Below are 12,621 nucleotides of genomic sequence, written 5' to 3' on the forward strand. Positions count from 1 at the left end.
TATGGCACCAATAACCTTTCATCTAGACGTAGTAAGCGCTGAGAAAAAACTTTTCTCTGGTCGCGTTGAAACGTTTCAGGTGACCGGTAGCGAAGGTGAGCTGGGTATTTTCCACGGCCACACTCCGCTGCTGACCGCTATTAAGCCTGGTATGGTGCGTATTGTGAAACAGCACGGCCACGAAGAGTTCATTTATGTCTCTGGTGGTATGGTAGAAGTTCAGCCGGGTACAGCGACTGTACTGGCTGATACCGCTATCCGTGGTGAAGATCTAGACGCAGCGAAGGCAGAAGAAGCTAAGCGTCGCGCTGAGGAGAATATCCAGAACCAGCACGGCGACATGGACTTCGCACAAGCGGCCAGTGAGCTGGCTAAAGCCATTGCTCAGCTACGAGTTATCGAGCTGACGAAAAAGCGTCGCTAATCAATATTAGTGGTGTTTATAATGTGAGAAAGGCGGCCATTTGGTCGCCTTTTTGTTTATTTATTCACGTCAGGCATTAACTAATGGACTAATGCTGACTACAATATGCGCCAGTTGAAACAAATATAACGTCATAGGTTCTACATAATGAAATTTAGCGCTGTCATTCTTGCTGCGGGTAAAGGCACTCGCATGTATTCCAACAAGCCAAAGGTATTGCATACATTAGCAGGCAAGCCAATGGCGAAACATGTGATCGATACTTGTACAGGATTAGGTGCGCAGAATATTCATTTGGTTTATGGCCACGGTGGCGATCAAATGCAAGCAGAGCTTGCAGCAGAGCCAGTAAACTGGGTATTGCAAGCGGAGCAACTTGGTACTGGCCACGCGGTAGATCAAGCTTCTGATCAATTTGAAGACGATGAAAAGATCTTAGTGCTTTACGGTGATGTACCATTGATCTCATCAGAAACGATTGAGAACCTACTTGATGCGCAACCAACCGGCGGTATTGCCCTGCTGACAGTCGTTCTGGATAACCCAATGGGTTATGGCCGTATCGTGCGTAAGAATGGTCCCGTTGTAGCAATCGTTGAGCAGAAAGATGCGACTGATGAACAGAAGTTGATTAAAGAGATCAACACAGGCGTTATGGTGGCAACAGGTCGCGATCTTAAACGTTGGTTGTCTGGCTTAAACAATAATAACGCACAAGGTGAGTACTACCTGACTGATATTATCGCGGCTGCTCATGATGAAGGCCATGCGGTTGAAGCGGTTCATCCAGTAAACCCAATTGAAGTTGAAGGGGTGAATGACCGTGCGCAATTAGCTAGATTAGAGCGTGCATATCAGTCAATGCAAGCGCAAAAGCTACTTGAGCAAGGCGTGATGCTACGCGATCCTGCTCGCTTTGATCTACGTGGCGAACTGCAATGCGGCTTAGATGTCGAAATCGACGTAAACGTCATTATCGAAGGTTCGGTATCCCTTGGTGATAACGTTCGTATCGGTGCTGGTTGTGTACTGAAAGACTGTGAGATTGACGACAATACTGTTGTTCGCCCATATAGCGTAATTGAAGGGGCAACTGTTGGGGAAGAGTGTACGGTTGGTCCATTTACTCGCTTGCGTCCTGGCGCTGAATTACGTAATGATGCACATGTTGGTAACTTTGTTGAAGTGAAAAATACCCGCATTGGCGAAGGTTCAAAAGCCAACCACCTTACTTACTTAGGTGATACTGAGATTGGTCAACGTGTTAACGTAGGTGCTGGTGTGATTACTTGTAACTACGATGGTGTGAATAAGTTTAAAACCATTATTGGTAATGACGTGTTTGTTGGTTCTGATAGTCAGTTGATTGCGCCTGTGACGATTGCCGATGGTGCCACGATTGGTGCTGGTACGACTTTGACCAAAGACGTAGCAGAAGGTGAGTTAGTGATCACTCGCGCCAAAGAACGCAAAATTACTGGCTGGCAACGCCCAGTAAAGAAGAAGTAAGCTAGGGCCTCTGCTTTGAATTGATGAAAACCGCTCTTTTGAGCGGTTTTTTTATGTCTAGTGCTTATGTTTAATAACTTGGGATGGCAATGCGTCTTTCCAACCAGCGTACCGCCTGAGAAACCAACAAGATTAATAGTAAGTACTCGAATACGAGGAAGGTATAGATCTCTAGTGGTAAGTACTCCGTTACCACCAGCTCGTTGGCTCGTCGAGTTAAGTCACTTAAACCAATCACGCTAACCAGTGAACTCATCTTGAGAATATAGACAAATTGGTTCCCGAGCGGAGGTAAGATTTGTCGAAATGCTTGCGGTAAAATCACTAGGCGCATGGTTTGCCAGTAATCTAAGCCCAGCGAACTTGCAGCTTCATGTTGTCCTTTACGTATCGCTTGGATACCACCACGAAAGACTTCAGCCATAAAGGCACTCTCAGCGATAGTGAGTGCTATCACTCCTGCCCAAAAATGATTCAGCGAGATATCCATCAGAGTGGGCATACCGTAGTAAACCCACAGCAGTAGTACCAGAACCGGTATTGAGCGAACGACCTCGACGTAGAGGCGATTAAACCATTGTAGTGGTTTACTTTTGGACAATGCGGGTAGAGCGATAACCAATCCTAAAGACATTGCGAGTAACATGCTGAGCAGTGAGATCTGTATGGTGTCGTTAAAGCCTGCTAATAAAAATGTTAGGTTGGTTCTGCCTTGCTCAGTGCTCGGGTCGAGTACATACCAGCCCCATTGGTAATCGGAACATCCCGTTAGCATTAGTAAACTTAGTGGCCAAAGTCGTTGGTAGTTCACAGTTACTCCCTAAACTTGTGAAAAACAGTCCTTGTAACAACTATGTTACCAATGAAGACTGTTTAATGGTTAATAATTAAACGGAATATATTGGTCGTCTTGCTTTCGAGGGAATGAAATGAAAAAAATACTGTTGGGATTAGGGCTGAGTTTATTGATGGTCGCGCAGGGAGTGCAGGCACAAAGCCGTTTGCATGAGATATTAGATAGTGGGGTACTGAGAGTCGGCACAACGGGTGATTGGAACCCGATGACGATTAAAGATCCCGCGACCAATAGTTATCGTGGGTTTGATATCGATATCACTAGTGAACTTGCCAAAGATCTCGGCGTAAAAGTGGAGTATGTACCTACCGATTGGAAAACTTTGGTCAATGGCATTACAGCGAATAAATACGATATCACCGGTAGTGCTTCTTTGAATATGTCGCGTGCCAAAGTCGCTGGTTATAGTCAGCCCTATTTCTTTCTCGCGTTTGTACCTGTGGTGCAAAAGAAAGATTTAGCTAAGTTCAGCGATTGGAGTGATTTTGACCGACCTGAAGTGAAAGTGGCAGCGACGCTGGGTACAGTACAAGAGAAGATGGTTAAAGAGTTTTTCCCTGCCGCGAAGCACATTGTGATTGAAGCTCCGGCGCGAGATTTTCAAGAGTTGCTTGCTCGTCGTGCTGATGTATCGGTAACGTCTAATGTCGAGGCTGCAACGCTGGTGGAGAAGTTTAACCAGTTGGCAATTGTTCCAGTGAAAGAGCCGCGTAAACCAACCCCTATCGCCATGTTATTGCCACAAGGCGATCAGGTGTGGATTAACTATATCAACCACTGGGTTGAGCTAAAGCAAACTCAAGGTTTTTTCAAAGCCACTGCTGAAAAGTGGGGACTGCAAAGTCTTTGATAGCAAAAGAGCCGCAAGTGCGGCTCTTTAAACTTACTCTTCACTTACAACGCGTGAATTATCCGGCGCGGTGAAGTGTTGAGAGAGCTCTCGGTTGGAAACAATATAACCCACCCACATACCAAGCATACAAATCACAATCGCAATACCAGTCGCGTGTTGTGCTTGGCTAGCCAGTGCTGCTACTAATGCGCTGGATAGGCTGCTAACACTAATTTGCAGGCTATTTTGTAAACCTGCTGCCGTTGCAGGGCTTTGTTTAGCACTACCGAGTGCGCGGTTTACCACGATTGGGTACATCGCGCCGTTAGCTACGGCAATCAGACAGAATGGCGCGAGAATTGGCCAAATTGAACTAAGCTCCCATTGTGATGCGACAAAAATCATCACAGACGCAACGCTGAACAATCCGACTAATTGACGAAGTACTTTTTCATCACCGTACTTAGCGACCATCACTTTTCCTAGCCAGCCACCTGCCATAAATGCGATGGTTTGAGGCACAAAGCTAAGACCAATGTCTTTTGCTTCATAACCCAGTTGCGCCATGATTTCTGGCATACCGGTTAGGTAAGCAAAGAAAGCCGCTGATGCGGTAGCAAACATCATCACGTTACCTAGGTAAGTTTTCGAACTTACTAAAGCGCGAATGTCAGCAGTGACTGAGGTTTGCTTAGTTTCCACTTGTTCTTGTGGTTGGCGCATCGTAGCGAATACCAGCAATACACCCATAATGGTTAGGGCGTAGAAAATGCTGTGCCAGCCAAAGCTATCCGCTAGTAGAACGCCCAATTGTGGCGCGAGTGCTGGAGAAAGTGCAACCAAAGGCATTATGGTGGCAAAGATCTGTTGGCTTGCACTGCTGTAACGCTTGATTACCATTGCTTGCCAAATTACCGCTGGCGCACAAACACCGATAGCTTGAATAAAGCGCAGTGTCAGTAGCTGCCAAACCTGATCGCTAAACGCTAAACCAAGAGAAGAGATAGTAAATAGCGCTAAGCCAACTGCCAAGGTATTGCGGTGACCAAATTTATCCGACGCTAAACCCCATAGTAGCTGACCGCTTGCCATGCCAACCAAAAATACGGTGAGAGAAAGTGCGATTTGTTCTGGGCCAGTAGCAAAGTCAACTTCCATCATCTTAAATGCGGGAAGGTACATATCAGTGGCAATAAAGCCGAGCATCGAAAGTGCTGATAAATAGAACAACTGCAATTTAGAAACTTGAGTAGAGACGTTCATCTTATTACCATTCAAAAAAATTCATTTATAAAGGTTTGCAATACTCTTCTGCAGAGTATGCCATTCAATGTCCCGCATTCTATTTTTGGTAATAAATAAAATAAAACGTTAATATTTGTGGTTATCAATCAAAAAATTTGAAGGCTAGCTATGAGCGTGTTTTCGCGTAACTCTCTTAAGATGATCGACACTGTGGCTCGACTGGGCAGTTTTACTGCGGCCGCAGAGGTATTGCATAAAGTGCCTTCGGCGATTAGCTATAGCGTCAGGCAGATGGAACAAGATCTCGATGTGGTACTATTTAAGCGTTTACCTAGGAAGGTCGAGTTAACTCCAGCCGGTGAAGTGTTCTTAACGGAAGCGCGCGCAATGCTACGACAAATGGAAGAGGTGAAGAGCCAAACTCGACGTGCTGCTCATGGTTGGCAAAAAACCTTGAAGTTGACGTTAGACAATGTGGTGCGTTTGGATCAAATGAAGCCGTTGATCGAAGCGTTCTATGCCACGTTTGAGCATGCAGAGTTACAGATCAACATGGAAGTATTTAATGGATCCTGGGAAGCGATTTCACAAGGTCGCGCGGATATTGTGATTGGCGCGACCGCGGCGATTCCGGTTGGCGGTGACTTTGAAGTTAAAGAGATGGGGGTATTGGATTGGGCATTTGTGATGTCGCCAAGCCATCCATGTGTGCGTGAGCAAGTACTGACCGAAGAGTTTGTTAGTCAGTTTCCTGCGATCTGTTTAGATGACACATCGAATGTATTGCCTAAACGTCATACTGTGCACTATCCACAACAAAGACGCTTGTTATTGCCTAATTGGTACAGCGCGATAGAGTGCCTGAAAAACGGTGTTGGTGTTGGTTATATGCCGAGACACATCGCTCAACCTTTGATTGAGGAGGGCGTGCTGGTGGAAAAAATTCTGCCTGAGGATAAGCCATTAAGTTATTGCTGTTTGGTGTGGCGAAAAGATGAAAACCACAAAATGATTGAGTGGATGGTGGATTACCTAGGCTCAAGTGAACAGTTGTATAACGACTGGTTACGCGCATAAAAAACGCCAGCGAGTCGCTGGCGCTTATTTAAGGTTTGCTCTGATACTGACAGCGTGATTACTGAGGACGCTCGAATACCGTTGCAATACCTTGACCTAGCCCGATACACATAGTGGCTAGGCCATATTTGGCATCTTTCGCTTCCATCAGGTTAATGAGCGTGGTTGAGATGCGCGATCCAGAACAGCCAAGTGGGTGACCAAGTGCAATCGCACCGCCATTCAAGTTTACTTTCTCATCCATTACCTCAAGTAGACCAAGGTCCTTGGCAACAGGCAGAGCTTGCGCCGCAAAGGCTTCATTGAGCTCAACCACATCCATATCTGCGACAGTTAGCCCCGCTCGTTTAAGCGCTTTCTGTGTTGCAGGTACGGGGCCATAACCCATGATAGAAGGATCGCATCCCGCGATAGCCATACCCTTGATGTAAGCGCGAATCGGCAGACCAAGTTGTTTGGCTTTCTCTTCACTCATGATCAGCATCGCTGAGGCACCATCAGATAGTGCTGAGGAAGAGCCTGCAGTGACCGTTCCATTGGCCGGGTCAAACACCGGACGCAATTGTGAGAGACCCTCAACACTGGTTTCTGGGCGGATCACTTCATCGTCTTCAAGCAGCATTAAAGTACCATCAGCTGCGTGTCCTTCTGTCGGCAGGATTTCGTTCTTGAAGCGTCCCTCAACCGTTGCTGCATGAGCTCTGGCATGCGAGCGTGCAGCAAACGCATCTTGTTGCTCTCGGCCTATGCCATGCAACTTACCGAGCATTTCGGCGGTTAAGCCCATCATACCGGCCGCTTTAGCAACGTTCTTTGCCATACCTGGATGGAAGTCAACGCCATGATTCATCGGTACATGCCCCATGTGTTCGACGCCTCCAATCAGACAGATCTCTGCGTCGCCAGTCATAATCGCACGGGTACCATCATGCAGTGCTTGCATTGATGAGCCACATAAACGGTTGACGGTTACGGCTCCCACCTCAATAGGTAAGCCGGCAAGTAGAGCGGCATTGCGCGCGACATTAAAGCCTTGTTCCAATGTTTGTTGTACGCAGCCCCAGTAGATATCTTCAATCTCACTTGGATTAACCTGTGGGTTACGCGCTAGGATGCCTTTCATTAAATGTGCAGAGAGATCTTCTGCGCGCACGTTACGAAAAGCGCCGCCTTTTGAACGTCCCATTGGGGTTCGAAGACAGTCAACGATTACTACTTTTCTTGTCTCTATAGTCATTTTCGATTCCCCATTAAATTGAACTTTGCTGCTGATTGGCATAAAAGTTTTCACCTTTCTCTGCCATATCAATCAATAACTGCGGTACTTGATACATGGCACCTAAATGCTGGTATTGCTCAGCTTGTTCAATGTAAGTATCGATCCCCATTTGATCGAGATAACGGAATACGCCACCTCTAAATGGAGGGAAGCCGAGACCATAAATGAGCGCCATATCAGCTTCTTGTGGTGAAGCTATGATGCCTTGCTCAAGACACAGTACGACCTCATTGATCATCGGAATCATGGTGCGGGCGATAATGGTTTTTTCATCAAAGACTTGTTTATCTTGGCAAACCTCTGCGATCTGACTAAGGACTAACGGATCAAATGTTTTCTTTGGTTTACCTTTGCGATCTGTGGCGTAGGTATAAAAACCGCTCCCATTCTTCTGACCGTATTTTTCTGCTTCAAATAGAACATCAATGACGTCACGTTCTGTTTTTGCCATTCTCTCAGGGAAGCCTTGCGCCATTACCGCTTGGGCATGATGAGCGGTATCAATACCGACGACATCGAGTAGATAAGCAGGTCCCATTGGCCAACCAAACTTACGTTCCATCACTTTATCGATTTGAGTAAAGTCAGCGCCATCACGTAACAGCATGCTAAATCCGCCAAAGTACGGAAACAGTACGCGGTTAACGAAGAATCCAGGGCAATCATTCACGACGATAGGGGATTTCCCCATTTTGGCTGCGTAGGCGACCACGCGATTGATGGTTTCCTCTGAAGTGTGCTGACCACGGATGATTTCGACCAATGGCATACGATGTACTGGGTTGAAGAAGTGCATACCACAGAAGTTTTCAGGGCGTTTGAGTGATTTCGCCAGTAGGTCGATTGGAATTGTCGATGTATTTGAGGTGATCACCGTATCTTCAGCGACATTTTGTTCGACTTCGCTTAATACGGCTGCTTTGACTTTCGGGTTTTCGACTACGGCTTCAACAATCACATCAGCTTGCTCAATGCCCGCATAATGGAGGCTTGGCGTGATAGAGGCGAGAATGCCAGTCATCTTAAAGCCAGTAATGCGTCCGCGTTCTAGGCTCTTGTTGAGTAACTTCGATGCCTCGTTCATTCCTAAATCTAATGACGCTTGGGCTATGTCTTTCATCATTACCGGTACGCCTTTCAGCGCCGATTGGTAAGCGATGCCACCACCCATGATACCTGCGCCCAGTACTGCGGCGCGTTTGGTCTCTTTATTGGCTGATTTCGCCGCTTTTTTAGCGATACCTTTGATGTATTGATCGCTAAGGAATAGACCCACTAGCGCGCTTGCTTCAGGGGATTTAGCGAGACCAACAAAGTTCTTACGCTCAACATCGAGCGCTGCATTGCGTGCCAGTGTCGCGCCTTCTTCGATGGTCTTCACTGCCGCCATTGGCGCTGGGTAATGTGGTCCCGCTTTTTGCGCGACTAATCCTTTTGCCATGGTAAAACTCATCATGGCTTCGAGCTTGCTCAGTGTTAGCGCTGAGGTTTTTTGTCTGCGACGTGACTGCCAATCGACTTGCTCACTGATTGCTTGATTAAGCGTCGTCAGGGCCGATTGGGTTAGTGCTTCTGTATCGACAACCGCATCAAGGAGACCAATTTTTAGCGCTTCATTAGCGCGGCATGCTTTGCCTTGGGTGATGATTTCCATTGCGCTATCAGCACCAATTAGGCGTGATAGTCGAACACAGCCGCCAAAACCAGGCATAATACCGAGCTTAGTTTCTGGTAATCCTATGCTGGTGGATTTATCACCAATGCGGAAGTCGGTAGCGAGTACACACTCACATCCACCACCAAGCGTATGTCCTTTCAGTACCGATAAGGTTGGGAAAGGCAAGTCTTCCAACTTAGAAAAAATTTGGTTAGCGAACTGTAACCACTGGTCCAGTTCTTCATCGGGTTTGGCAAACAGGCCAAGGAACTCAGTGATATCCGCTCCAACAATAAAGGCTTCTTTATCACTGGTTAGCATCAAGCCTCGAATATTGGCGGTTTGCTTGAGGGCGTCGAGTGCAGCGTCTAGCGATTCAAGTGTTGATAAATCGAGTTTATTCACCGAGTTTGGAGAGCTAAAGCAAAGCTCGGCGATACCGTCTTGCACTTCCTTTACGTGTAGGGTATTTGCTTGGTAAATCATGTCTATCTCCGTGACATTTAATCTACTATTAGACTTTTATACTGGTACGATTTGTTTCGCTTCTAGTGTGGACTCGAGAATGTTTAATTTCAATACAAAATTCAAACAAGTGTTTAACATTGTGATTTAGGTATTCCACTCTTCTCTTGCTAATGGCTCGTGATAAACTTGCTACCACTATGTATTTTGCAAGCAAATCATGAACGATAAGCCCTATTTAATTCCTGAAAAACCAGTGATTTTCGAAGAAGAGATTAAAAAGAGTCTCTTTATTACTTATTTAGCGCATACACCTAGTGTTGCTAGCGCGAAGTCTTTTGTGGATGAAATAAAGAAGAAACACGCAGATGCTCGGCACAATTGCTGGGGATTTGTCGCGGGTCGTCCCGAAGATTCAATGCAGTGGGGGTTTAGCGATGATGGTGAACCTTCTGGAACGGCAGGAAAGCCCATTTTGGCGCAATTATCTGGTTCAGGCGTTGGTGAAATTAGTGCTGTTGTGACACGTTATTATGGTGGTATACGTTTGGGAACAGGCGGTTTGGTGAAAGCATACGGCGGTGGTGTACAGCAAGCTCTTAAGCTGCTTCAAACAATCGAGAAAAAAATCACCACATTAATAACGCTCCAGTTAGACTATGGCTTTATGCCTGTCGCACAATCGTTATTTGCTCAGTTCGGTGTGCAGGAAGTTGAGGCACAATACAGTGATGAAGTTGTACTTACCCTTGAGATTGAAGTGCGTGAGTTAGAGGTATTTACTCAAACTATCATCAATAAGAGTGGCGCTAAAGCCATTGTTACCCCGATTAACGGGATTAAATAGGAAGTCAGAAGCCTAGCTTCACACATCATTAAGCAATGCAATTTCGATCAATTATCCGAATCGTAGGGCTCTTGCTCGCCCTGTTTAGCGTCTCGATGCTTGCCCCTGCCTTGGTAGCGTTAATCTACCGAGATGGTGCTGGCGTACCGTTTGTGACGACTTTCTTTGTTCTGCTTTTTTGTGGGGCAATTTGTTGGTTCCCCAATCGGCGTCATAAGCATGAACTTAAAGCGCGAGATGGCTTTTTAATTGTTGTTCTGTTCTGGACGGTTATCGGCAGTGCCGGTTCCTTGCCATTTTTACTCGCTGATAACCCTAGTGTGTCGGTAACGGATGCCTTTTTTGAATCCTTTTCCGCGTTAACGACCACTGGTGCAACAGTAATTGTTGGTCTTGACCATTTACCTAAAGCGATTTTGTTCTACCGCCAATTCTTACAATGGTTTGGCGGGATGGGGATCATCGTGTTAGCCGTCGCTATTCTTCCGGTGCTTGGTATCGGGGGAATGCAGCTTTATCGAGCAGAGATTCCAGGACCAGTAAAAGACAGCAAAATGACGCCACGTATCGCTGAGACGGCAAAAGCGCTGTGGTATATCTATTTAAGTTTAACGATAGCTTGTGCTGTGGCGTTTTGGTTGGCAGGGATGACACCGTTTGATGCCATTGGTCATAGTTTCTCAACCATCGCGATTGGTGGCTTCTCTACCCATGATGCGAGTATGGGCTATTTTGATAGTTACGCGATTAATATGATTACCGTGGTATTCCTATTAATATCAGCGTGTAACTACTCATTGCACTTTGCGGCTTTTGCTTCTGGTGGTGTTCACCCTAAATATTATTGGAAGGACCCTGAGTTTCGCGCTTTCATCTTTATTCAAGTGCTTTTATTTCTCGTGTGCTTTTTGATGCTACTCAATCATCACTCTTATGACACGATCTATGAGGCATTTGATCAGGCGCTGTTCCAAACAGTTTCAATCTCCACCACCGCAGGTTTCACCACCACAGGATTTGCTGAGTGGCCTTTGTTCTTACCCGTATTGTTATTGTTCTCTTCTTTTATAGGAGGATGCGCAGGTTCGACGGGGGGAGGCATGAAAGTTATCCGTATCTTGTTACTCACACTGCAAGGTGCTCGAGAACTGAAACGTTTAGTGCATCCGCGCGCGGTTTATACGATTAAATTAGGAGGAAGTGCGCTTCCTCAGCGAGTGGTTGATGCCGTATGGGGGTTCTTCTCTGCATACGCATTGGTATTTGTAGTTTGTATGCTGGCTCTGATTGCAACTGGTATGGATGAACTCAGCGCATTCTCCGCAGTAGCGGCAACATTGAATAATCTCGGCCCTGGCCTAGGAGAAGTTGCGCTGCATTTCGGTGAGATTAACGATAAAGCGAAATGGGTATTAGTGGTATCGATGTTGTTTGGGCGACTTGAGATCTTTACTCTACTTATATTACTGACTCCAACTTTTTGGCGTAGCTAAGGACTAAATGTGAAAAAAGCACTGTTTCTATATTCTTCCCAAGAAGGGCAGACGATTAAAATTCTAAAACATATCGAAGCACAGTTTGGAGAGTATCAATGTGAGCTGGTGGATTTGCATCAGGTAGATAGTGTTGACTTCTCTTTATATGAACGAGTGCTGATTGGTGCATCGATTCGTTATGGCAAACTTAATAAAAAGCTCTATCAGTTTATTGAGGCCAACCTTGTGCAGTTGCAGCAACATAAAGTCGCTTTCTTTTGCGTTAACCTAACAGCTAGAAAAGAGGACCAAGGTAAAGATACCCCAGAAGGGAGTGTTTATATTAAGACGTTTCTACAGCGATCACCTTGGCAACCGGAATTGATTGGTGTGTTTGCTGGTGCTCTTTATTACCCTCGTTATGGCTGGTTTGACAAAATGATGATTAAACTGATTATGACGCTGACTGGGGGAGAAACGGATACCAGTAAAGAGGTTGAGTATACCAATTGGGAAAAAGTGACTTTATTTGCCGAAAACTTTAAGAACTTGTAAACAAAACCGCCTCTTTTGGCGGTTTTAGCTTAAGAAGTAATCGAACGATAAAAAAAACGGAAAAACTTCAAAAAAGCACTTGCCAAAGCGAACGCGATCTCTATAATGCGCCCTCGTTGACACGGCAAAGCTTCGAAAGAAACGAAAGCCAAGTTAACAAGGTCAAATTAGCCAAGCGAAACGCTTGAAAAAAAGTTTGAAAAAAGTGGTTGACACTAAACTTAATCTCGCTAAAATGACCGTCCGTTTTGAGAGAACTCAAAGCGAAAAGCTCTTTAACAATATAAACCTATCAATCTGTGTGGGCACTCGTTGATGATAATCCAATTAGATACTTCGGTATCAAATTCGATTTCAATGAACTGAGTGACCAATTGATACTTCGGTATCAGCACAGTCA

General features: G+C 45.7%; 11 protein-coding genes. 7 read left to right on the forward strand and 4 right to left on the reverse strand.

The window, feature by feature from the left end:
- Position 1 precedes the first annotated feature (1 nt).
- The gene (locus IRQ95_RS13020; RefSeq protein WP_075648139.1) at positions 2–424 is read left to right on the forward strand and encodes a F0F1 ATP synthase subunit epsilon; all 423 of its coding nucleotides are present in this window, start codon (positions 2–4) and stop codon (positions 422–424) included.
- 147 nt (positions 425–571) lie between these two features.
- Positions 572–1,933 (forward strand): bifunctional UDP-N-acetylglucosamine diphosphorylase/glucosamine-1-phosphate N-acetyltransferase GlmU, encoded by a 1,362-nt coding sequence (glmU, locus tag IRQ95_RS13025; RefSeq protein WP_194437334.1) that lies wholly within the window; start codon positions 572–574, stop codon positions 1,931–1,933.
- Between the two features lie 70 nt (positions 1,934–2,003).
- Here glmU and IRQ95_RS13030 read toward each other — a convergent pair whose 3' ends face one another.
- On the reverse strand, positions 2,004–2,708 hold the full coding sequence (locus IRQ95_RS13030; RefSeq protein WP_228481408.1) for an amino acid ABC transporter permease: 705 nt from the start codon (positions 2,706–2,708) through the stop codon (positions 2,004–2,006).
- A 154-nt stretch (positions 2,709–2,862) separates the two neighbouring features.
- Here IRQ95_RS13030 and IRQ95_RS13035 point away from each other — a divergent pair, with 154 nt between their 5' ends.
- Positions 2,863–3,639: a transporter substrate-binding domain-containing protein gene (locus tag IRQ95_RS13035; protein WP_194437336.1), complete on the forward strand. Its 777-nt coding sequence runs from the start codon at positions 2,863–2,865 to the stop codon at positions 3,637–3,639.
- Positions 3,640–3,672: 33 nt separating this feature from the next.
- Here IRQ95_RS13035 and punC read toward each other — a convergent pair whose 3' ends face one another.
- A complete protein-coding gene (punC, locus tag IRQ95_RS13040) occupies positions 3,673–4,884 on the reverse strand; it encodes a purine nucleoside transporter PunC (protein WP_194437337.1) in 1,212 nt (403 codons plus the stop codon).
- Positions 4,885–5,040: 156 nt separating this feature from the next.
- Between punC and punR the strand changes: the two genes are divergently transcribed.
- On the forward strand, positions 5,041–5,943 hold the full coding sequence (gene punR, locus IRQ95_RS13045) for a DNA-binding transcriptional activator PunR (RefSeq protein WP_075648202.1): 903 nt from the start codon (positions 5,041–5,043) through the stop codon (positions 5,941–5,943).
- Positions 5,944–6,001: 58 nt separating this feature from the next.
- Here the strand turns inward: punR and fadA are convergent, their stop codons facing one another.
- Both fadA and fadB read right to left on the reverse strand, forming a co-directional pair.
- On the reverse strand, positions 6,002–7,180 hold the full coding sequence (gene fadA / locus IRQ95_RS13050) for an acetyl-CoA C-acyltransferase FadA (RefSeq protein WP_194437338.1): 1,179 nt from the start codon (positions 7,178–7,180) through the stop codon (positions 6,002–6,004).
- Positions 7,181–7,193: 13 nt separating this feature from the next.
- On the reverse strand, positions 7,194–9,365 hold the full coding sequence (gene fadB, locus IRQ95_RS13055; protein WP_194437339.1) for a fatty acid oxidation complex subunit alpha FadB: 2,172 nt from the start codon (positions 9,363–9,365) through the stop codon (positions 7,194–7,196).
- A 199-nt stretch (positions 9,366–9,564) separates the two neighbouring features.
- Here fadB and IRQ95_RS13060 point away from each other — a divergent pair, with 199 nt between their 5' ends.
- The 3 genes from IRQ95_RS13060 to hemG are packed head-to-tail and all read left to right on the forward strand — an operon-like array spanning position 9,565 to position 12,221.
- Positions 9,565–10,191, forward strand: coding sequence for a YigZ family protein (locus IRQ95_RS13060; RefSeq protein ID WP_194437340.1), 627 nt, complete (start codon positions 9,565–9,567; stop codon positions 10,189–10,191).
- A 35-nt stretch (positions 10,192–10,226) separates the two neighbouring features.
- Positions 10,227–11,684, forward strand: a complete 1,458-nt coding sequence (locus IRQ95_RS13065) for a TrkH family potassium uptake protein (protein ID WP_075648132.1) — start codon at positions 10,227–10,229, stop codon at positions 11,682–11,684.
- Positions 11,685–11,693: 9 nt separating this feature from the next.
- Positions 11,694–12,221 carry a menaquinone-dependent protoporphyrinogen IX dehydrogenase gene (gene hemG, locus IRQ95_RS13070; protein ID WP_194437341.1) on the forward strand — a complete coding sequence of 176 codons (528 nt, stop codon included), beginning with the start codon at positions 11,694–11,696 and terminating at the stop codon, positions 12,219–12,221.
- Positions 12,222–12,621: the final 400 nt, after the last annotated feature.

This window comes from Vibrio fluminensis (genome assembly GCF_015278125.1).
GTDB lineage: Bacteria > Pseudomonadota > Gammaproteobacteria > Enterobacterales > Vibrionaceae > Vibrio > Vibrio fluminensis.

Coding starts and splice junctions, on each gene's coding strand:
- IRQ95_RS13035 (WP_194437336.1), top strand. CDS start 2,863: ATGAAAAAAATACTGTTGGGATTAGGGCTGAGTTTATTGATGGTCGCG.
- glmU (WP_194437334.1), top strand. CDS start 572: ATGAAATTTAGCGCTGTCATTCTTGCTGCGGGTAAAGGCACTCGCATG.
- fadB (WP_194437339.1), bottom strand. CDS start 9,365: ATGATTTACCAAGCAAATACCCTACACGTAAAGGAAGTGCAAGACGGT.
- IRQ95_RS13020 (WP_075648139.1), top strand. CDS start 2: ATGGCACCAATAACCTTTCATCTAGACGTAGTAAGCGCTGAGAAAAAA.
- IRQ95_RS13030 (WP_228481408.1), bottom strand. CDS start 2,708: ATGCTAACGGGATGTTCCGATTACCAATGGGGCTGGTATGTACTCGAC.
- IRQ95_RS13060 (WP_194437340.1), top strand. CDS start 9,565: ATGAACGATAAGCCCTATTTAATTCCTGAAAAACCAGTGATTTTCGAA.
- fadA (WP_194437338.1), bottom strand. CDS start 7,180: ATGACTATAGAGACAAGAAAAGTAGTAATCGTTGACTGTCTTCGAACC.
- IRQ95_RS13065 (WP_075648132.1), top strand. CDS start 10,227: ATGCAATTTCGATCAATTATCCGAATCGTAGGGCTCTTGCTCGCCCTG.
- punC (WP_194437337.1), bottom strand. CDS start 4,884: ATGAACGTCTCTACTCAAGTTTCTAAATTGCAGTTGTTCTATTTATCA.